The sequence below is a fragment of the Enterococcus sp. 22-H-5-01 genome (assembly GCF_050310005.1).
In the GTDB taxonomy this organism is placed as follows: domain Bacteria; phylum Bacillota; class Bacilli; order Lactobacillales; family Enterococcaceae; genus Enterococcus_A; species Enterococcus_A hailinensis.
Genome location: NZ_CP189993.1, coordinates 1,409,999 through 1,431,424, shown reverse-complemented (window position 1 = coordinate 1,431,424; position 21,426 = coordinate 1,409,999). Strand labels below are relative to the sequence as shown.

Below are 21,426 nucleotides of genomic sequence, written 5' to 3'. Positions count from 1 at the left end.
AATCCTAAATTTTTAGTAGATTATTTTGATTTTTATTCTGTATTTGACAATAATATCTGTATAATTGTTGAGTGAAGTGGGTGAACAATTTGAACAAACGAAGAATTAAAATTATTCTCATTACTACGGGTATTATTTTGATTGCTATTCTGGGTTACTGTTTATATTTACGTTATCAGAAAGATATAAATTTTCTTCTTAATCCTAAGATAAGCAAGGAAAGATTTGTAAAAGAAGTACAATCTCATGGAGCTGTAGCAGCGATTCTCTTAGTTGGTATGATCGCTGTTATGTGTGCAGTGCCTGGGGTTCCGACATCGGTCATTGGTGTGATTTCAGGGCTAAGTTTTGGGCCAGGCGTGGGTTCGCTAATTAACATTTTAGGAAATACAATTGGAAATCTCCTAGCCATCTATCTCATGAGAAAATTTAAATTATTTGATAGAAAAAAATCATCTAGTAATTGGATACAAAAAATTAGAAAACTGAAACATCCTAGAATTGGTTTAATGTTGGGCTATATGGTACCATTTATCCCTTCATCCGTGATTAATATTACCGCTGAAACATTGAAATTACCGATGAGAGAAATTATTCTATCTATCATTGTTGGGAGTATTCCGACATCTATTCTTTATGCTTGTGGAGGAGATAGCATCATTCATGGAATAAGAAAGCCAACAATTGTTCTATTGATAGGCATTGTTTTTTTAGTCAGCATACTGGTAATCATCTATAAAAAAGAGAAAAAGAAAAAGTTATCAAGTTTTTGACGTGAATAATTTTATACGCTTACAAAGTAAATATGATAAAATTATTCATGGATATATTTTTTTACTGGAGGGATTTATTTGAATGAAGTGTATGTAATAAATATATTTGATCAGTCTAAAATAAAAGTCTTTTTATCATTCATTCCACGAAAAGGGGATACTTTACGCGTCGACTATGAAGAAAAAATTTTTTTAATACGTGGAATAATGCATGATATTAGTAATGAGAATAGTGAAAAACATTTTATTTACGCTGAGCCTATTAATGAGAATTATTGGAAAAATGATATTTGATTAATCAATTAAATATTTGATGAAATGATAAATTTAGTTGTGAGAGAATTTTTGGTGTCAATAGTTTATTTAATAGAGACTTTTATCAATAGATTTGGCTAAATTATTAGAAACATTTAAAAAAAAGTAGAAAGACCAACAAGAATACTCTTGTTGGTCTTTCTCCATGACTAGAATTTTTTCAACTTACGCTCATTTTTTTTATGTTCGACTCGTTGTCTATCCTTATCGATTCTAGTTTCAAATAACTTTCTTTCCTTTTGTTTCTCAAAAGAAGTTCTATTTTCTTTTAATCCATCACGTTCAGTTGTCATATTATATTCTCCCTTTTAGATAGATTGGTTCATGTATTCTGCATATTCCGTGTTTTGTACCACTTTTCCTGGTTGGCATAGCATGACAATTAGAATAATCCAGCCGATGATGGGTACTAAAGCGATTAACATCCATAGGGCAGATCGATTAGTATCGTGTAAGCGTCGTGCAGTTAATGTGAGTTGTGCAATGAAAAGGGCCACTCCAATTAAAGCGACAAAGGGATTCATATTTGTGAAGTCCAAGTAAGAGGCACCAATCAATACGATTCCAGTACTATAAAATAAAATATTGTACAAAATGCTATAAACAATGGTGGGTATCCAGTATTGTTTTCTCGTTGCAGTATAATTCCATCTAAACATGTCTTTCCAGTATTCCAATAATGTAGTCATTAAACTCATCCTCTTTCTGTTAGTTGTATTATTTTTTTAGTTTTCGTGATCTACTACGTGCATTACTTTTTTTAACTAAAGATGTTGCAGCGACAGTAGAAAGCATACCTTTACCAAAGGCTTTGTCAGTAACTGTTTTAGCAGCGCTGTATTTTACTGCTGATTTCAAATAGCTCATAGATGTTCCTCCTTGTTTCTTGTTTGTAAGGTAATAATAACGAAAAAACAAAGGTGTAGAGAAACAAATAGTGTCTTATATACCGTCAATTTTTTTATGGAAAGAAACCGTAGGGTTCCTTATTAGAATGATTACTAAAGTATTAGACAACAAAAAAGCCCTCAAATGAGGACTCTTTCATAGGATGCTATATCGACTTAGTACCAACCGTTTGATTGCCAGAAAGATTGTGCACCTTCCCATGAACCATAACGAGAAGTTACGTATTGGTCAGCGACACGTTCTTGATTTGCTTCAGAATAATCACCATTCAAGTATGAAGCAGACATTTGATAACGTCCAACATATTGCCCGTTATTTGCAGAATAAGAACCACCAGATTCCTTTTGTGCAATCCATTCTTTTGCTGAAGATGTAGATGAGGTACTTGTTTCAGCTACTGGAGCTGTTTCTTGAACTTCAGCTGTTTGTGCGGGCTGAACAGGTGCAGTTTGAGTTTGTTGAATAGAAGTTGTTTCTTGCTCCGTTTGTGTTGGTGCTACGGTTGTGGTTCCTTTAGCATCGGTATCGATGGTTAAGCTTTCACCTGCAAAAATCATATCTGCATTTGAAATGTTATTGGTTGAAGCAATTGCATTTACTAAGCTATTGTCACCAGCAAATTTAATTGATATTTTTGATAGAGTATCGCCAGATTGAACAGTATAGTTTTCAGCGGCATGGGCATCGTGTGATCCCAAACCAAAAGCAGCTCCAGCTGTAAGTAAAGTCGTAAGTAAAAGAGTTTTTCCAAATTTCATTATGTAGGTTCCTCCAAAAATTTAATTGTTTTAATTATTAATTAGTCATTTGACTACGAGATACACTTTACCATTGATTTTTGTGTCATAGGTTATCGTTTAATAACAATACGTTACAGTCACATATAAGAATATTACGAAAATATGTAAAAATATTGCTTTTGAAATCCTTAATCTTTATTAGGAATTTTTTAAACCCTACTCTTCTAAAGCATTATAGAAAGAATTTCAATAATATAAAAACAAATGAAGTCTGTGTCTATCTATAATTGTCTTCTATTTGTAATACCTTAACGAAGTTAAGGAGCAAGAAACTAAAAAAATTTGAATTTGTTTCTTAAGAAATGATAAATATCCTCCATTTCTTGTAGTTTAGAAAGAAAAGTTTAGATAAATAGTTCTTTTTAGCTTCAGAAAAGGTTGGACGAGAAAAGCTATATTTGATGAAAGAAAATTGATTATAAACATATATTATTACTATGAGGCTCAATCATCTTAAGTGGTGATTGGGCTATTTTTGTACTTAGAAGGAGGAATAAACAATGTTTGATACACAAGAAAACCGATACCTTACGAAAGGAGTGAGTGCAAAACTACCTAGAGAAATTCAGTTACGCTGTTGGCAATGGATTGATGAGAAATCAAAAAAAGTAGATAGTTCACTGGATTACCTACAAATTTTTGAATTCAATCCAGATAATCAACGTCAGTCGATAGAAGTCGTTCACCGTCAGGAAGAGCCTTTCTTCATTAACTATTATCAGGTGAAGATGAATCAATCCATTCAATCCTTTGATGTAGCAAAGCTTTGGGTGATTGATGATGGAACCAATCAAACCATGTTACTACCAGAAGAGTATTAACAACTATCTGAACTTTGGAGGGAAATATGATTGTAGATGACGCAATAATGATCCTGAAGGATCAAGTAGAAATTAATACAAATGAAACCGATTGGTCACTAGAATCAGTGACAGCGGGGCGTGAAGAATTAGACCCAGCAATTATTTGTACGAAAAAAGGGAGATTGCCTAAGTTAGTGATGACCCATTTATTCCTTTATATTGAACCAGATACTGGAACTGATTATGTGGTGTTTTTCATCATGGATGCGACAAGCAGTAGGGAGTATGTAAGAGGATTACTGATAAAAGGACAATTATTCTGGACATTGGAGGCGTAAGAAATGAAACATTATGAATTATGGAAAGTGTTTTTGTCCTGTCTAGAGCAGGTTTTAGATGTTGTCCAACAATCAAGAGAGGAATTGGAAGAATGAGTTGGCCCAAAATAGGAATTAAGGTGCTGGAGTTACTAATTATTATTGTGGCTGATAGAAGTAAAAAGCGATAAGGAATGAAAGGAAACGATTCAATGATAAAGAAAGAACTGATAACTATCCAATCAGAAGCATGGTTTGATGAAGATAAAGGACATCGTTATGTCTTTCGTCGTCAATGGTCTACTAACCCAAGTAATAGTAAAAAAGAGTCACTAGCTGCAGTTGTCACGATTCGTCCCGGAGGGACATCTGCCTATGTCGAAGATCTGACTATGTTGTTGGTGGAGAAAAATATACGTAAGCTCGGATTTGATGGTTTTATAGCAGTAAACCTATTCTCATCAGTTAAATCTGGTACTAAATATGGAACAGATAAAAACACATTAGAAGTTATTTCTACCGTCTTGAAAGACAAACAGATTGATCAAGTGATTTTTGCATGTGGCTCTGTTCTTGGGACCAATCAATTAGCGGGTAAACAAGCAAAGGACATATATGAACAACTAAGTTCCAAACAACAAACACAAGCAAAGGTGTTGATTGATCCTTCCACGAAAAAATTTGCACACCCATTGAATTGTCTTGTTAGAAAAGAATGGATATGTGAGTCACTTACTAAAGAGGATTTGTCTCGTTTAGTACGGTGAATTATCAGCAGACATATACAAGGAATTTGTCCATCGTTATGACAAAGACAACTACAGAGGAGAAGTTTTCAGTCTAGATTTATTATTATTTTAGCTGCTGAAATGAAAGGAGTTAAAATGGGTAATTATCAAAAAAAGGATCATTGGAGTGAAGCAACTAGTGACCCATATAGGTGGTCACCGATCTACAAGGAATTCGTACAACTAATTGGTGTAGAAGCCACGGTAAAAATCTACCAAGAATTCCGTGGGTGCCAGATTACGTTTCCTATGCGACTAATTGATTCTCGAAGCTTAGCACGGATTATCGAATCTGAATACAACGGCAGTAATCTGAGACAACTCGCTCAGGGCTATGGTTATAGTGAACGACACTTACAACGAATTATTAAGTCAATGGAAAAAGCGTTAAGTAATCAGAGTGGCCCAAATGAAGAAAATGGTGAGCTGCACACTAAAAAACATAAGTCTAGGGAGTTGAACGATGGAAAATAGGTTTTGTAAAAATTGTGGTAATGAGTTAAAAGTCTGCGCAGCATTTTGTCCCAACTGTGGGGAGAAACGGGACATGAAGCAACGTTCAAAAGTAACAGCTATTTATAATGGATGTACATCAAATAATGAAAGTAATAAAAAATTGAATGTTACTTTCGCCACAATTATCGGATACTTCCTACCAGGATTACCTTCTATTCTTTGGTTTAATCAAAAGAAAAAAGGCTGGAGTTTAATAGGATTGACCGTTGTGGGGTTTTTGATCTTTCAAATTTTCGGAAATATCGTAATTGGTGTATTTGGAGCAGTCGATGCATACCAGCTATCCAATCGTATGAACAAAGGAGAGCGCTTAGATGAATGGGCATTCTTTTGGAACCGTAGAAAATCTAGTTAGTTGATGGGAGGGATAAAATTGTCATTTTGCCAATACTGTGGAACAGAACTAACCATCGACACAAAGTTCTGTCCAGGATGCGGATCTGCAACAACCGAGAGTGAAGAAACAATAATTCAATCAATACCGATTCAAGAAACTAAAGTGTATTCACCACCAAAAGAAATTGTTATTCGTGGAACAGATCAATTTCCACTGGTTGAATTTGTCTTATCGAGTGATAGTAAAGTTTTGATAGAAAGTGGAGCTATGGTCTATCACAATGGAAATGTTCGATTGGAAGGAAGGCTTAATAACAAGGGTGAAGAGGGATTTAATGGTTTGATAAAGGCTGTCGGACGTTCTGTAGTTAGTGGAGAGACGATGTTCATTACAGAAGTATATGGAACACAAAACGAAGGCCGTATCACAATTGCTCCACCAACAGAGGGAAAGTTGATCCAAGTAGAAGTAGGTGAAAAACAATGGTACTTGAATGATGGGGTGTTTTTAGCTAGTACAAATAGTGTGTCTTATGATATTAAAAGTCAAACGATGTCTAAGGCGCTATTTGGAGGAACAGGCGGTTTATTCATTCAAGAAACCCGTGGCGAAGGGCAATTATTTTTCTCTGCTTATGGAGAAATAGAAAAAATAGAATTTGATGAAACAAAAGAGCAATTGGTTGTTGACAATGAACATGTAGTAGCTTGGCAGACCACGCTTGACTACTCAATTGAGACGGCCAGTGGCTCCTTTGGAGCAATGACTGGTGAAGGTGCAGTATTAAGATTTCATGAGAAAGGAACACTATTTATACAAACTAGAAGCTTCAATCGCCTCAAAGAAAAAATAAATATTGATTAAAATAAAACTAAAGGGGAATAGAAAAATGAAGAATTATTGTAAACAGTGTGGACATGAATTAAAGCAGGGAGCTATGTTTTGCCCTGAATGTGGAAGTAAAACAGGAGAATATGAATCAGTGAAAGATGTTCATACTATTTCAACATCTAATCAAACGCAAGAAAGAAAAGAGATAAATCCAATAATAGCCGCAATTGTAGGTTTTTTTGTTCCGGGTTTACCCGCATTAATTTGGTTCAATCAAAAAAAGAAAGGTGTTGTTATGTTGATAGTCGTCGCGATTGCGGCCATTTTATTAAGTGAATTAGGATTATTGATTACTTCAATCTTTGGTGTAATAGATGCTTACAAATTAGCTATTCGTGTTAATACTGGTGGGAGTCTAGACGAGTGGGATTTTTTCTGGAGTAATAAGTGATGAGTGTAATTTTAGATAGATATTATTTGTGAAATTGATAGTAATTAAAAATGCCTTAAAACCATTGGTTTTAAGGCATTTTTTAATGGATTAAATTATTGAGGAAGTTCAGACATGCTTCAGGATTATTTTTACAGAAAGAAGGATTAATATTTTGAGAGTGTAATATAAACCGTGTAAGTAACCATTATCCTAGGTATAGGGTTGCTTCACGGTTTTTCTTTTTCTAAAATAAAGAGGTGATTACACAATGGCTAAAAAGAAAAGAAATCCTGAATCCGTGAGGTTAGCTGAATCTATCCTAAACGCTTACCAACCGGAATCTGTGGACGATATGCAAGAGGCTTTGAAAGATGTATTTGGTCCGTTGTTTGAAAAAATGCTACAGGGAGAATTGAATAATCATCTAGGATATGAAGCTCATTCTAAAGATCCTAAGGAGCACACAAATCACCGAAATGGTTATGGAAATAAAACACTCAAAACGAGATGTCTCCGACATTGAAGGAAAAGTACTATCTATCTATGTATGCTCGTGGAATGAGTCAAAGAGATATTGCCACAACCATTGAGGATATCTATGGTTTCGATGTCTCTCACGAGCTGATTTCTGACATTACAGATACCGTGCTTCCCGAGTTGGAATGGCAAGCTTGCCCATTAGCCAAATGCTATGCTTTCTTATTTGTCGATTGTATGTATGTCACTCTCCGAGAAAACTACGAAGCCAAAGAATACGCGGTATATACAATCCTTGGTTATGATTTAAAGGAAAATAAGGATATTTTAGGTTTGTGGCTGAATCAAACAGAATCCAAAAACCGATGGATGCAAGTATTTGATGAACTGAAAGCACGTGGTGTAGAAGATGTCTTTTTTATCTCTATGGATGGTGTTTCTGGCCTCGAAAAAGGCGCAAAAACGATTTTCCCATTAGTGATTGTTCAACGATGTATCGTCCATCTTGTTCGAAATGCCTTGCGCTATATTCCGAGTATAGACTACAAGGAGGTGTGTAAGGATATGAAAAAATTCTATGGTGCTTCTTCTCTTAAAGCTGCTCACGCTGCCTTCGACAGCTTTCAAAATCGTTGGTCCCAGTATTCTGGAGCGATCGATGTTTGGAAACGAAACTTCGCTCACGTTGAACAATTGTTTGATTATGGCAGTGCGATTCGTAAAATCATGTATACGACAAATGCCGTTGAAAGTGTCCACTCCAGTTTTAGGAAGGTCACGAAAAAAGGGGTATTCTCTAATGAGAATGCGCTTCTTAAACTGCTTTATTTACGTACAAAAGAATTGTATAACAAATGGAATGGTGGTCATATCCAAAATTGGGCAATGGTCCTCAATCAGCTAATGATCAATGAAAACTTCTTTTCTCGAATTGAAATGTATACGATTTACCTCTCTTGATGATAGGTTTATTTATCCATGCTTTCAATCAGTCCATTTCTGGCTGAGTAGGCTGCTGGAGACTTTTATTGTATAAAAAAACTTTCATCTAGATAATTTACACAGTTTAGTTGACAAACCCGGCGTTTATCTATTTAGCATTAAAAGGTATCTATAAAGATATTATTTTAGTAAATTATAATTTATCAAATAAATCAATAGATCTATTCTCTACGGAGTCTTTTGCCTGTTGTAATTGATCAATTAAGTATTGATAAAGTTCGGGTGAAGGTGATTCTTGCCCCCAAGTATCGTTATGACTCACATCCTCAGAATAGGATTCAAAATCTGTTTGAAATTTGTCATTGTGGGTATAATCTAAAAGAAATTTTACAATTCCTTCTAGTAATGTGTAGTTGATGTGGAAAAATGTATACAAAATGTCATCTATTTCATCTTCTGTTGGCGTAAATTTAAATATGGCATCAAACAGAGTTGGCAAATACTCTTCTGTTTCAAGAAATATTCTACTATAACCACCTAAAAAATCTTCCATAAAAGCTACCTCAAGGGATGTTTCAGAGGTTTTTAACATTTTCAAAAACGTTTCTTTATTTTTGTCGAGCTCATCTTCATTTATATAACTACTATTTTTGCTGGTTTCCATCCATTTTTTAAAGGATTCAAAAATTCTAGATTTTTCTGATGGAGTAGCCATTACTATTTTTTTATAGTCATTATTAATCAAGCTTTTTTTTATGAACCCAATGGTATCGCTAATAAAATCAACACCTTTTGTTAAAGAAAGGAATTTAATAATTTCTTTTTCATCACCACTAAAATAATAACTACCATCACTTTTTTTATTACTTACAAAAATATTAGGGTAATTTTTTTGTAAAGTATTTAATGAGTTTCGTATCCCCTTTTTATCAATAGTTGATATTTCATCAGTAACAACATAGGAATCATTTAGGTCTTTTAACGTATTGAAAATTTCTGATTGTAATGCATCTAGGCTTAGCGTATTTGGCATATTTAAGACCTTTCGAAAAATTATTTAGTACAATAAATAGTACACCAACAATGCGAAATCTTAAAGGTTATTTGAGTAATTTAAAATGGATTTCAATGTATTAGTTATAATAGCTTATTGTCAAGTGAAAATTAGGGGGGAGTTTCCGACAAGGAAATCCCTCTTTTTTTGTGGAATACGAAAGAGCAAACTAAGATCATAAAGTTGAAGGGAGACGATAGTAAAATGAAATGTTTCATGTTTACCGCACACAATATAGCTCCAACAGTAATTCTTTGTGTCATTCAAAAGAACGAAATTTTCTATGCCCAACCGGGATGCCAATTACTTGTGGACTGTTACTATTTACAAGATCAACTGTTTCTAATGGCATATACTTTTATAAGAAAAAAAGTGGTAGGCCTATGATCACGAAACAATTGCAAATCGGGCATACAACCCTGAGTACTACTAGTAATACTGTCCTTACCAGGGAGCCCGACAGAGAGAAAACGCTGCTGATAGACTACCTATCTGTTTCATTCATTGATGCCGCGGTTGCTGATGTGGCTAATTATTTGTTTCCTAATTTAGATCTTCTGGTGCAAAAAAGCTTTGCGAATGGTTTTGCCACAGTGCTTACTAATGGAAAAATATTTTTGCACTATGGCAGTGATAATGATGTTGTGCTCCTTGTTATCCAATCTAAGGGGTGTCGGTTTTTGGAATCACTACCGCTATATACATGGCAGACATTCTTACAAAAATTATTCGATATCGACAAGTATATTGAGATTGACCATTTTAATTTCAAAAGATTTGATATTGCAGTGGATTCATTTGTTAAAGACACACTTACACCAAATCGAGTTCGTCGATCTTTTAGCAGTGGTCTGATAACTTCGAGATTTCATACCATCCGTTTGATTGAGGAAGCGACTATTTCTAGTAAGACAAGCAAAGGTGATTCCATTTACTTTGGCAGCCGTTCAAGCGATCTATATCTTGTTATATACAATAAAGCCTTAGAATCAAGAATCCAGGGAGAATGGTTCCGAACGGAGATCCGTTGCAAAAATGAGCAGGCAAATCGGCTGATTGTTACATTATTAGATGAGCCAGAGGATTTTTCTACTTGCGTCGCAGATTTGTTGCAGAACCGAATTCAATTTCGGTCTTCCGTACACAGAAAATCTGAGATTCGCCGAAGCATTTTTGCAGTGTGGTACAGCAGATACCTGAAATACTTGCGGCAACAAAGCCTTTATTCTGGAACTACAGCAACAGTCCAAGGTGGTGATCTCGATGATTAATGTACCGGATTACAATACGGGAGAAGCATTTGTACAATTGTTGCTGTTAGATGATGGTCTACTTATTGACTATTTTGGTCCGGTAGAACAATCGACAGATGAAAATTACTGGAACTATCAAAAATTATGAAGTTAAAGTGTTTATTTTCAGCAGGGAATTACAGCTAAAAAAATACGTGTAGTTGTTGGTGTCAAACAAAAGAATGGCCATCTGCTTATTAATACGTGGGTGGCTCTACAGGAGGAATTGATTAATATGATAATAAAGAAATTAGGCTTTAACGCTATTGATAATAATGAAATGAGTCTCCAGTCTACTAATGAACAAACGCAATCTTTTGATGACAGCATGCTGGAAAAAGCTTCGACTGTACCTAATACGAGCGTTACAGAAGAAACGACAGATCAACTAGAAGAAGCTAATGACGACAATAATTCAGAAGACAATGAAGGATCGGTGGAAGAACGACAAACAACTATGACTGGAGGATTTAATGAGTCAACGTCAGAAGAATCAGCATCTGCCAAGAAAATTCCCGGATATATTTCCAAGTCGAAAGGTTCAAATGGGATCAGGTCTAGAGGTAGAAGAGGGTTGAGAAAAGGGTCAGTCACAAAAGAAATTTATTTATTTGTTCGTGAACACTACGGGATGGACACGCCGTTCGTTACTGAAGGAGTTTACGAAGAATTTATCCAGCGAGGCTATTGTTCGTCTGATGTTTCCGGACACCTTTATTCCTTGAAGCAACAGGGTTACTTAGAATCAGACGATTGGAGTGATGCTGAGCTTGCTTCTTATGGTTTTGATGGAGAAGAGAACCGATTACGAAAGAATCTTAAGAAATGGGTGTTAATAAAGGAAAACCAATTGAATAAATGCAATGATGAAAAGACAAGAGACGGCGGTGTAAGCAATGATGAACATTAATTACCAATATCCATACCAAACAGATTTGGCCAATCTTACTGAAATTTATGGGGGACCAGCTGGAATATCTGGAATTGCCCGTTTACGGCAGTTTGTAGTTGAAGTGATTAGGTCAGGGAACGTATTCTCACCCGATGATTTCAAGCCGTATGCATATAAATTTGGCCTTAAAGCAACCAGCATATCTGCAGCATTTGATGTGCTCTTGAAAGAAGGGACTGTTTCAAATAATGGTCCAGCTGTCTTTAATAAGCAGTTTGGAAAAAAAAATCCGTTGACTTGGTGGGTCAACTAATCCGGCGATCAATGAAAAAAGGAGTTTGATCGCGGTATCACACCAGATGTAATCCGCGATCGAGCTTTACAAATGGGGAGGAAAAACTTGTGCCGAAAAAAAAGGAACCTAACGAAATGTTCACAGATGCAATGGCAGCGGCACTGCTACCGTATCTTTATCATCATGTTGAAGGTGATTCTAATGAATCTATCTTATGACCGCACTAGTATGGATAAAAAGCACAAGGTGTCAAACGATGCCCAATATAATGTGATTTTAGGAAAGGCAGAAGCAGACGGAAATCTTCCGCTGCTTCGCTTTAGTGACCGTGGCCTGTCTGGAGCTACAGAAGTGAGACCCGCTTACCAAACGCTGACGGATGAAGTCTGTACTTCTTATGAGAAACGTTGTTTGTATGTTTGGAAGTATGACCGATTATCCCGTCATTTGAAAACGGCTTTGACCTTTTATGATCTGTGCTTGAAACATAATGTGGAAATCATTTCAGTTGGTGATCCGATACCAAAAGTGACTGCTACAAATTTAGCACAAAGAAGAATGGCTATTCAATTAATTTTCATGATGGCAGAGTTTCAACGCGAAACAATTAGAGAAAATATTAACAGTACGCTCACGTTGAAACGACAAGCTAAAAAGTATCTCAGCTCCCAAATTGCTTTTGGGTATCAGTTGATTAATGGCGAAGTTGAGCAAGTGGTTGACCAAGCAAAAATTGTTCGATTGATTTATGATCTTTACGTTAAGACTGGCTTAGGATTTACGGCTATTCAGAATGAATTGAACAATAGAGAGGAATTGTATCGCAAGAATCAGCCCTTCAAACAATATAACGTAAGAGGTATTTTGATGAATCCCATTTATTATGGTTGTGTTCATGGGGGAACAGAAAAGCCATATATTGGTGATTTTGATCCAATCATTACAAGAGAACAATTTGATCGTGCTCAAAAAATAAGAGAAGATCGGCATGTTTCTAAACATGCCGATCGTCATTATCTATTACGTGGAAAAATTGTATGCAGTAAATGTGGCTGGGTATTGACGCCGCATTGGGTGATGAATCACCAAAAGAATTATCGCTACTATTACTGTGCCAACAAGAAATGTGGTGCTGTAAGGGTGAATGCGGGCATCGTGGAACGAGAAGTTACCCAATGGTTGAAAAACTTTGTAAATGAATCCGCTCAATTTCAGGCGATCAAAGAAAAAATCACTATTAAGCTAAAGTCGCTGGACCAGCAAAAAAGAAAAACAAATCAAAAAATCCAAACGACCAAATCAAAACTCATGAAGCAATATGAAATAGGTGAAATTACCACAGATGAATTGAAAAAAGGATTACGAATGACCCAGACTACTAACCCAAATACTCCCCTTGTTACTGAAGCGGAGTTAGACAAACAGTTGCACAAGCTGCTAAATCTCAAAAACAAAGAAATCGTAGATTTAATTGTAGATGAAGTAAAAGCCGTGCGTATCAGTGAAGAGAAAAAAATAGAGGAAGTGATTCTAAATGGTGTCTAATACTGAAATAGAAACGAGCAAAAATCGTGCTGCAATTTATACCCGTGTTTCTACTAACGAACAGGCGGAAGAAGGGCACAGTATTGAAGCACAACAACGACAATGTCGCGCGAAATGTGCGGACATGGGTTTAGAGGTTACAACTGTTTATGCTGACGAAGGAATCAGTGGAAAGAAAACAAGCAATCGACCACAGCTCCAAAAAATGATGGAAGATGCCCGACAAAAGAAATTTGATTACTTAGTTATTTGGAAAATTAGTCGTTTGTCTCGATCAATGATGGATCTTTTGAATACAAATGATGAACTAGCCAAACATGATGTCAGTCTTGTAGCTGTCTCAGACAATTTTGATTTAAGCAGTATCTCAGGAAAAATGACCTTCCAGCTGTTAGGTGCGTTCGCAGAATTCGAGCGTGAGACCATTGCATCGAATGTCAAAATGTCTATGACATCGTTAGTACGTGACAAAAAACGACCAGCTGGTGGCCGCAGATTAGGTTATGTTAGTGGAGTCGACCAAATAGGTAGGAAATGTCTGATTGTTCAGGAAGACGAAGCAGAAATCGTTCGATTAATCTTTGAAAAGTATTTATCTGGTAGTGGTTATAAGGCCATTGCCAATTTCTTAAACCGACAAGGATATATGACGGTTAAAGGTAATGCTTTTTCAACGACTGCGGTTAAAGGAATTTTGCATAACTATAAAACATACAATGGATTCCTAGTTTATAATCGGTACGAGCATTGGGAAAGTAAACGGCGTAAAGGGAAAAATGCTAATCCTATTATTGTTCAAGGCGATCATGAGAAAATCATTGATGATTTCACTGCCAAAAAGATCGAGCTGCGATTATCGGCCCAATCATTTCAACCTAAATGGAATAATCTTGGAGGGAACCTTCTTACAGGCTTACTAAAATGTCCTCAATGTGGCGCACCTATGGCTGCTAGTAATACAACTAATACGCTTAAAGACGGAACCAAAAGACGAATTCGATATTATGTTTGTTCACGCTTTAGGAATGAGGGAGCGAGTGTCTGTCATGCCAATTCAATCAAAGCAGATATGGCAGAAAATTTTGTGGCTGAACGGTTGAAAGAAGTCGTGACTATTCCCAGCATATTAGAAAAAACCATTGAGAAATTGAATGACTATCGCCAAGAACAAATCAGTCCATTAGAACAAGAATTGGCCACGATTGCGCTTAAAAAGGAAACCATTCAAGCGAAGTTGAAAAAATGGTACGAACTACTAGAGGAAGACAACGAACTGCTAGACAGCCTTATTGATCGAATCAATGAGTTGAAAAAGGACTTAGCTTTATATGGTATTAGGGAAGAAGAAATTCTGAGCATCCTAAATAACAAAGATAAGAAATTACAACCCAAGGATATTCATATCTTGGTATCCGGAATCGACCGAATGTTGGAAAATCAACCCAAGCCGGTTATCAAAAATATTTATCGGAGTTTCGTCAAAAGTGTTACTTTTGATCCTACAAATAAAGAAAATATCACGATTACAATGAATTTTTCTGAAGAAATCGTGGAGCAAATCAATGAACTATATAAGAAGACCGCATCTTTTAGCGAAGATGCGGTCTTCTTGCATTATGTGGAAAATACAGAGATTTCAATCTAATATCATCAGCCACGTTATGGTCAGATATAACGTGGCTGAGATTATTTTTATCAATTAGAGGATGTTATGGACCTGCGTAATTCATTATAATTACCCTCTCTTTTTTTTGTCTATTTAATGATAAAATAGAGTTAGTACAATCATTAAGAGAGTGACTTATAGTAAAAGAATTAAACCTCGATTATTTAGTGTCGCAGATAGTGTAATTGGTGTTAGTATCAATTATTATACATGAAAGAAAATAGTCATGATCAAAAGATTATTGCACTAGACAAATTTCGGGAAAAACAGTAGACAATCCACTGAATCTATCTAAAAAGTAGTGGCGTTTTTGGGAGTAACGAAACGGGTACGAAAAATAGTAGAAAGAAGGAGAATCATGGCAGAAGCAAAGTTTGAGGCCGCGTTAATAAAGAAGCTAGAAGAAGAAGGCTGGACGTATCGTAAAGATTTATCCAATGTAAGTATTCAAAAATTGGAAAATCATTGGCGTGAAGTGTTAAATGAGAACAATGCTCATAAGTTAAACGGCCAGCCGTTATCAGATATTGAGTTTGGCTTAATTAAACAAGAATTACAACGAATCCATACACCCTATGATGCGCAATTATTATTAGTCGGTGCTGGTGGCGTAGGAACGCTGCCTGTAACAAGAGATGATGGAACACCATTAGATGTTGAAATTTTTTACGAAGATGATGTGGCTGGTGGACGCTCACGTTACGAAGTCGTTAGCCAAGTCACCTTTACTGATTTACCGCATGGGTTAACGAGTAAGCGAATTATTGACTTAGCATTATTAATCAACGGAATTCCAGTGGTGCATATCGAAGAAAAAGACGAGCATTTACAAAATCAATGGCATGCTTTCGAACAATTAAAAGGCTACCATGGAGACGGATTGTATGTTGGTCTTTTTTCCTTTGTACAAGTCCAATGTATTATGAGTCAACATTCCGCGCATTATTTAGCACGACCGAATGCTTTTGCGCACTACAATAAAACGTTTGTCTTTGGCTGGCGAGATGAAAAGAATAGAGATGTTACTGATGCGTTTGAGTTTGCGCATCAAGTATTGGGCATTCCTGCATTGCATCGACTTGTCACCGTCAATATGATTCCAGATGCGTCAAACGACAATTTAATGGTAATGCGTAGCTATCAAATTCAAGCAACTCGCGCCATTTTACAACGGATGAAAGAAATGGATGCCAATGGATTGATTGAAAAAGAAGGCGGCTATGTCTGGCATACGACGGGCTCAGGGAAAACTGTGACGTCCTTTAAAGTGGCTCAACTTTTAGCCTCTGCACCTAAAGTAAGAAATATTTTGTTTATTGTTGATCGAGTGGATCTCGTGGATCAGACGCTGGAGAACTTTAAAGATTTTGCTTATCTCCAATTTAAAGATCGAATTAAAAAAGTAAATGGCACAGAATTGAAACAAGCGCTGAAACATCACCGAGCATCTCAAATCTTTTTAATTACCGTGCAAGGGTTAACCAAAGCGGTGAAGAGTGGGCTAAAAAATATGGACTGGAATGTCATTATTATGGATGAAGCGCATCGAAGTGCGAATGGAGAATCTGTCCATTTAATTAAACAAGCCTTTCCTAAAACAACCTGGTTTGGTTTCACAGGGACGCCTAATTTTTATAGTGATGATTTAAATGATGTGCAAACCACACGAGATATTTCAACGCATGATATCTTCGGAAAACGTCTGCATACCTATACGATTAAAGATGCTATTGGAGACGGGAATGTTTTAGGTTTTGATATTACGTATTTCAAACCCCATTGGGTGGTAGAAAATCCGCCCGAAGGCTTTTCAGAACATGACTATGAAAAAGAAGTCTATCAAAGTTTGCCCTATCGAGAAGAAGTCGTGGATGATATTTTAAAAAATTGGCAAAAAACAGCGAGTGGGGCATTAGTCGCGGGAAGACGCCAAGAAAATGCCTTTCAGGCCATGTTTGCTGTATCGGGAAAACAAGCTGTGGTTCACTATTACAACTTGTTTAAAGAAAAAGCGCCTCATTTACGGGTCGCTATGACCTTTTCCAAAGATGAAAGCAATAAAGCTGGAACAAAAGAACAAAATGAAGCGTTAAAACGGGCCATAAAGGACTATACAACAGTATTCAATGCCCCAAGTATTCTAAATGCGAAAGACCCTGCACGCGCGTATATGATCGATATTACGAAGCGACTCGCACGCAAGAAACCTTACAATCAAGATAACGAGGAGGATCGGTTAGATTTAGTCATTGTTTCGGATCAGTTATTGACGGGGTTTGATTCTAAATATGTCAATATGATTTATATGGATAAATTACTAAAAGAAGGCATGTTGATTCAAGCCATGTCCCGAACAAATCGAACGTTTGATTTAAATAGTAAACCTCATGGGAAGGTTCGTTTCTATCGTCAAGGCGATACAATGAAAGCATTTGTCGAAAATGCGTTACGGATTTATACACGTGGAGGCAATGATACCTTACAAGAAGCAAACGAGGACACTGACCAGCTAACAAATGAAGACTTACGAGACGATGATATTTTAGCTAAACCTCAAAGTCATCAAATTCAAGAACTTGAACCAGCGATTGCACGTTTAAAAGAATTAGCAGGAGACGACTTTAGTCAATTACCAAAAGGAAATGACGCCTTAAAAGAATTTGTTCAACGTGGATTAGAGACTCAAAATAAAATTCAGCGTCTGGTTCAACAAGGCTATGATCTTGGCAGTGAAATTGAAGAGTTAGATACGTTCAACGAACCTACAGGAAAAATGATCCGATTAGATATATCAGACAGTTCAGAATTTGGCGCCTTACAATCACGAATCAACGATGCGCGAGAAAAATTGCCAGAGAAAGACCGACCAGATCTAACAGAAATAAAAATTGGCTTGGCCTTGTACGATCATGAAATTATTGACTACGATGTATTAGTCGATCTTTTGAATACCTTTATGGATGAACAGTCAGAACCCAATAAAGAAGCGATTGAAAAACATATTTTACCAATGGAAGAGGAAAGTCGAGAAGAAATCCAGGAAATCGTTGTAGGTATCGAAGAAGGCGAAATCACACAACACTTTACGACGGATACGTTAAATGATACACGCAAACGTTATCGTACAGAACGTCAAGAACTGCGTATTCGACGGTGGGCAGCCAATCAAAAAGTGAATGGTAACCGAATTGTGGAAGCTTTCGACTTATTCCTACCTGGTCATACTCTGATTGATAATCCAAAATTGGGGCATCTAGTACGAGAAATAGAAACGGAAGAAAAGATAAGTTTCTTTGGGGCAGCAGAATTTGAAGAAGCCTTGATGACGTTTTTTAACAGCCTATAAACATCGAAAAAGTAATAATGAAAATAGAAAGAGGGAACCATTGTGGCATTATCAACGGAACAGCAAAACAAAATGTGGGCATTATTAAATCAAACGCGTGGGCAGATTGGCTTAACGGCCTATAAAGATTATATTTTTGGCTTATTATTTTATAAATATTTATCAGAAAAAGCGCAGCATTGGCTAGAAAGGGTCTCGCGTGGCGAATCATGGGAAAGTATCTATACCCAAGATCCCAATAAATCACTAGATTACATGCAAAAAAATCTTGGGTATGGCATTCAGCCCAATGATTTCTTTTCAGATTGGAAAGAAGCCATTGAAACCGATCGGTTTCATATTGGAATGATGAGTGATACCTTTGCTCATTTCAATCAACAAATAGCCTTTGAAGCGAAACAAGATTTTGAAGGCATCTTTGATGGGATGCACTTTGATAGTGCCGATTTAGGGTCCAATGCGCAGGCACGCGCTAAAATGATGATGTCAATGATCAACTTGCTTTCTGAACCAGAATTTACATTCTCCAATGATCAAGATAATGTCTCCGATATTTATGAGTACTTACTGGAAAAATTTGCGACAGTCTTAGCTTCAGATATGGGCCAATACTATACGCCTAAAGAAATTTCCACTGTAATGGCCCGTATTTTAACGGTTGGAAAAGAAGAGGCTGAATCTTATTCACTCTATGATCCAACCGTTGGGTCAGGTTCGTTACTATTAACAACAGCTAGCTACATGAAAAATTCCAACCAGCGCGGCGCCATTAAATATTTTGGGCAGGAAAAAGACTCTACGCCGTATCGTTTAGCTCGAATGAACTTAATGATGCATGACATTGCCTATAACGACATTAATGTTCACCATGCGGATACCCTAGAAAGCGATTGGCCCGACGGAATCGTTGAAGGAAAAGATAATCCTAGAATGTTTGATGCTGTGATGGCCAATCCGCCGTATTCAGCTCATTGGCAAAATACGGAACGGGAAGATGATCCCCGTTGGCGCGAATATGGAATCGCACCTAAAACAAAGGCCGACTATGCTTTTTTGTTACATTGTTTGTATCATTTGAAAGACGATGGCCGCATGGCGATTATCTTACCTCATGGCGTATTATTCCGTGGGGCCGCTGAAGGGCGTATTCGTAAAGCCTTAATTGATAAACATCAAATTGAAGCCGTGATTGGCTTTCCAGATAAGCTCTTTTTAAATACAGGTATTCCAGTCTGCGTGTTAATCTTACGTAAAAATCGCGCAGATTCAGATATCCTCTTTGTCGATGCCAGCAAAGACTTTGAGAAAACAAAAAATCAGAAAAAATTGCGTCAAGAAGATATTGATAAAATCGTTGATACGGTTATTGAACGAAAAGAAATTGAAAAATATTCTTCTTTGGTCTCTTTAGAAGAGATTCAAGAGAATGACTATAACTTAAATATTCCTCGTTATGTGGATACGTTTGAAGAAGAGCCAGAAATTGACTTAACTAAAGTGAATAATGACCTTAAACAAGTAGATCAAGAGATTGCCGAAAGTACAAAAGTGCTTCAAGAATACTTCAAAGAGTTGGGAGTGGAATGGGAATGACTGCGGTAAAACAAAAGAATGTCCCCGCTCTAAGATTTCCAGAATTTACTGACGATTGGGAACAGCGTAAGTTATCTAATATAGCCAATAGATTTGATAATTTTCGTGTACCTATAACAGCATCAGATCGAATATCTGGAGATACACCATATTACGGAGCTAATGGTATACAAGATTATGTCGAAGGATTTACACATGAGGGTGAATTCATTTTAGTAGCAGAAGATGGGGCGAATGATTTAAAAAATTATCCCGTACAATACGTTAATGGCAAGGTTTGGGTTAATAATCATGCACATGTTATTCAGGGAAAAAAGACAATTACTGATAATAGGTTCTTAATGAATTCTATTAAGAACTTCAACATAGAACCATTTTTAGTTGGTGGCGGACGTGCAAAACTGAATGCAGATGTCATGATGAAACTAAATATTCTGTTACCATCTTTTAAGGAACAAGAAAAAATCGGATTGTTCTTCAAACAACTAGATAACACTATCGTTCTTCATCAGCGTAAGTTAGATTTGCTGAAAGAACAGAAAAAAGGATTCTTACAAAAAATGTTTCCGAAAAATGGTGAAAAAGTTCCAGAACTTCGATTTCCTGGATTTACTGACGATTGGGAACAGCGTAAGTTTGGAAAGATAGTTGATGTTAAATCTGGGAGAGATTATAAACACTTAAATGACGGAGATATTCCAGTTTATGGCACTGGAGGATATATGTTAAGTGTAGATAAAGCATTGTCCTATGAAGAACATGCTATAGGGATTGGCCGAAAGGGAACTATTGATAAACCTTACTTGTTAAAAGCTCCTTTTTGGACTGTAGATACTCTATTTTATGCTCTTCCATTACAAAATAATGATTTAAACTTTGTTCATATCCTATTTCAAAACGTTAATTGGAAAAAGTACGATGAATCTACGGGAGTACCAAGTTTATCAAAGACAGTAATTAATAAAGTTATTGCAAATATTCCTAGTTTAGAAGAACAACAAAAAATTGGTTCATTCTTCAAACAACTAGACGACACTATCGCTCTTCATCAGCGCAAGTCAGATTTGCTAAGGGAACAGAAAAAAACATTCCTGCAACAAATGTTTATCTAATCTTTCATAAAAATAGTATCTATCCAAAAGGGGAGGGATATTTTTGAATGAATTAGATCGGTTCTGTTGCAAAGATGTATCTAAAGGCTTATTTTATAAGACTAAGCATCGAATGAGTAAATACCTGAGTAATATCATTGAACAGGATCATCGATCCATCAAGAAAAGCTACAAATTATATCAGTCCATAAGAACTGTCTCTGCGACAATTATAGGGACCTATGAAACCGTTCAAATATCCTCAATCGATGAAACGAGCATGGCGTGAAGTGTCGGATGATGCAGTAATCCCGTTGGAAGATGAGTTGAGATAAAAGATATTGATTTATATTGAAAATAAAGGCTTTATATTTATATATAGTTAGTTATTTTAAGTGGTTGATTATAAAA

General features: G+C 36.3%; 23 protein-coding genes and 3 pseudogenes. 21 read left to right on the top strand and 5 right to left on the bottom strand.

What is annotated here, in order from left to right:
- The first annotated feature begins 89 nt into the window (after positions 1–89).
- Both ACQKTA_RS07345 and ACQKTA_RS07340 read left to right on the top strand, forming a co-directional pair.
- Positions 90–773 (top strand): TVP38/TMEM64 family protein, encoded by a 684-nt coding sequence (locus tag ACQKTA_RS07345; protein WP_427813310.1) that lies wholly within the window; start codon positions 90–92, stop codon positions 771–773.
- 78 nt (positions 774–851) lie between these two features.
- Positions 852–1,067: a hypothetical protein gene (locus ACQKTA_RS07340; protein ID WP_427813309.1), complete on the top strand. Its 216-nt coding sequence runs from the start codon at positions 852–854 to the stop codon at positions 1,065–1,067.
- Positions 1,068–1,237: 170 nt separating this feature from the next.
- Here the strand turns inward: ACQKTA_RS07340 and ACQKTA_RS07335 are convergent, their stop codons facing one another.
- The 4 genes from ACQKTA_RS07335 to ACQKTA_RS07320 form a co-directional block, all read right to left on the bottom strand.
- Positions 1,238–1,381 carry a hypothetical protein gene (locus ACQKTA_RS07335; RefSeq protein WP_427813308.1) on the bottom strand — a complete coding sequence of 48 codons (144 nt, stop codon included), beginning with the start codon at positions 1,379–1,381 and terminating at the stop codon, positions 1,238–1,240.
- 15 nt (positions 1,382–1,396) lie between these two features.
- The gene (locus ACQKTA_RS07330) at positions 1,397–1,777 is read right to left on the bottom strand and encodes a DUF805 domain-containing protein (RefSeq protein WP_427813307.1); all 381 of its coding nucleotides are present in this window, start codon (positions 1,775–1,777) and stop codon (positions 1,397–1,399) included.
- A gap of 28 nt (positions 1,778–1,805) precedes the next feature.
- On the bottom strand, positions 1,806–1,955 hold the full coding sequence (locus tag ACQKTA_RS07325) for a hypothetical protein (protein ID WP_427813306.1): 150 nt from the start codon (positions 1,953–1,955) through the stop codon (positions 1,806–1,808).
- A 197-nt stretch (positions 1,956–2,152) separates the two neighbouring features.
- On the bottom strand, positions 2,153–2,755 hold the full coding sequence (locus ACQKTA_RS07320; protein WP_427813305.1) for a LysM peptidoglycan-binding domain-containing protein: 603 nt from the start codon (positions 2,753–2,755) through the stop codon (positions 2,153–2,155).
- 542 nt (positions 2,756–3,297) lie between these two features.
- On the opposite strand from ACQKTA_RS07320, the gene ACQKTA_RS07315 reads away from it, so the two are divergent.
- The 9 genes and pseudogenes from ACQKTA_RS07315 to ACQKTA_RS07275 form a co-directional block, all read left to right on the top strand.
- The gene (locus ACQKTA_RS07315; protein WP_427813304.1) at positions 3,298–3,618 is read left to right on the top strand and encodes a DUF960 family protein; all 321 of its coding nucleotides are present in this window, start codon (positions 3,298–3,300) and stop codon (positions 3,616–3,618) included.
- A 26-nt stretch (positions 3,619–3,644) separates the two neighbouring features.
- Entirely contained in the window at positions 3,645–3,938 is a 294-nt protein-coding gene (locus ACQKTA_RS07310) for a 4'-phosphopantetheinyl transferase (protein ID WP_427813303.1), read from the top strand.
- A 191-nt stretch (positions 3,939–4,129) separates the two neighbouring features.
- Positions 4,130–4,684, top strand: a complete 555-nt coding sequence (locus tag ACQKTA_RS07305; protein ID WP_427813302.1) for a DUF1643 domain-containing protein — start codon at positions 4,130–4,132, stop codon at positions 4,682–4,684.
- 117 nt (positions 4,685–4,801) lie between these two features.
- Entirely contained in the window at positions 4,802–5,179 is a 378-nt protein-coding gene (locus ACQKTA_RS07300) for a Mor transcription activator family protein (protein WP_427813301.1), read from the top strand.
- Between the two features lie 73 nt (positions 5,180–5,252).
- Positions 5,253–5,576: a hypothetical protein gene (locus ACQKTA_RS07295; RefSeq protein WP_427813300.1), complete on the top strand. Its 324-nt coding sequence runs from the start codon at positions 5,253–5,255 to the stop codon at positions 5,574–5,576.
- Positions 5,577–5,594: 18 nt separating this feature from the next.
- Positions 5,595–6,422: a TIGR00266 family protein gene (locus tag ACQKTA_RS07290; protein ID WP_427813299.1), complete on the top strand. Its 828-nt coding sequence runs from the start codon at positions 5,595–5,597 to the stop codon at positions 6,420–6,422.
- The gene (locus tag ACQKTA_RS07285; protein WP_427813298.1) at positions 6,415–6,840 is read left to right on the top strand and encodes a zinc-ribbon domain-containing protein; all 426 of its coding nucleotides are present in this window, start codon (positions 6,415–6,417) and stop codon (positions 6,838–6,840) included. Before ACQKTA_RS07290 ends, ACQKTA_RS07285 begins: the two co-directional genes overlap by 8 nt.
- A 250-nt stretch (positions 6,841–7,090) precedes the next feature.
- Positions 7,091–7,327: pseudogene (locus ACQKTA_RS07280) on the top strand (transposase); the annotation flags it as partial.
- 20 nt (positions 7,328–7,347) lie between these two features.
- Positions 7,348–8,259: pseudogene (locus ACQKTA_RS07275) on the top strand (IS256 family transposase); the annotation flags it as partial.
- Positions 8,260–8,434: 175 nt separating this feature from the next.
- Here ACQKTA_RS07275 and ACQKTA_RS07270 read toward each other — a convergent pair.
- A complete protein-coding gene (locus ACQKTA_RS07270) occupies positions 8,435–9,274 on the bottom strand; it encodes a hypothetical protein (protein ID WP_427813297.1) in 840 nt (279 codons plus the stop codon).
- Between the two features lie 404 nt (positions 9,275–9,678).
- Between ACQKTA_RS07270 and ACQKTA_RS07265 the strand changes: the two genes are divergently transcribed.
- From ACQKTA_RS07265 to ACQKTA_RS07220, 10 genes and pseudogenes are all read left to right on the top strand, one after another.
- Positions 9,679–10,566, top strand: coding sequence for a replication initiation factor domain-containing protein (locus ACQKTA_RS07265; protein ID WP_427813296.1), 888 nt, complete (start codon positions 9,679–9,681; stop codon positions 10,564–10,566).
- Positions 10,559–10,696, top strand: a complete 138-nt coding sequence (locus ACQKTA_RS07260) for a hypothetical protein (protein ID WP_427813295.1) — start codon at positions 10,559–10,561, stop codon at positions 10,694–10,696. Before ACQKTA_RS07265 ends, ACQKTA_RS07260 begins: the two co-directional genes overlap by 8 nt.
- 126 nt (positions 10,697–10,822) lie before the next feature.
- On the top strand, positions 10,823–11,497 hold the full coding sequence (locus tag ACQKTA_RS07255; protein ID WP_427813294.1) for a hypothetical protein: 675 nt from the start codon (positions 10,823–10,825) through the stop codon (positions 11,495–11,497).
- Positions 11,484–11,792 carry a hypothetical protein gene (locus ACQKTA_RS07250; protein ID WP_427813293.1) on the top strand — a complete coding sequence of 103 codons (309 nt, stop codon included), beginning with the start codon at positions 11,484–11,486 and terminating at the stop codon, positions 11,790–11,792. Before ACQKTA_RS07255 ends, ACQKTA_RS07250 begins: the two co-directional genes overlap by 14 nt.
- A 183-nt stretch (positions 11,793–11,975) precedes the next feature.
- Positions 11,976–13,319 carry a recombinase family protein gene (locus ACQKTA_RS07245; RefSeq protein WP_427813292.1) on the top strand — a complete coding sequence of 448 codons (1,344 nt, stop codon included), beginning with the start codon at positions 11,976–11,978 and terminating at the stop codon, positions 13,317–13,319.
- Positions 13,309–14,964 (top strand): recombinase family protein, encoded by a 1,656-nt coding sequence (locus ACQKTA_RS07240; RefSeq protein WP_427813291.1) that lies wholly within the window; start codon positions 13,309–13,311, stop codon positions 14,962–14,964. Before ACQKTA_RS07245 ends, ACQKTA_RS07240 begins: the two co-directional genes overlap by 11 nt.
- Positions 14,965–15,343: 379 nt before the next feature.
- Complete coding sequence (locus tag ACQKTA_RS07235) at positions 15,344–18,331, top strand: type I restriction enzyme subunit R domain-containing protein (protein WP_427813290.1); 2,988 nt, start codon at positions 15,344–15,346, stop codon at positions 18,329–18,331.
- A gap of 42 nt (positions 18,332–18,373) precedes the next feature.
- On the top strand, positions 18,374–19,924 hold the full coding sequence (locus ACQKTA_RS07230; RefSeq protein ID WP_427813289.1) for a type I restriction-modification system subunit M: 1,551 nt from the start codon (positions 18,374–18,376) through the stop codon (positions 19,922–19,924).
- Complete coding sequence (locus ACQKTA_RS07225; RefSeq protein WP_427813288.1) at positions 19,921–21,036, top strand: restriction endonuclease subunit S; 1,116 nt, start codon at positions 19,921–19,923, stop codon at positions 21,034–21,036. The genes ACQKTA_RS07230 and ACQKTA_RS07225 overlap by 4 nt, the downstream gene beginning before the upstream one ends.
- Before the next feature lie 79 nt (positions 21,037–21,115).
- Positions 21,116–21,253: pseudogene (locus ACQKTA_RS07220) on the top strand (IS6 family transposase); the annotation flags it as partial.
- Positions 21,254–21,426: the final 173 nt, after the last annotated feature.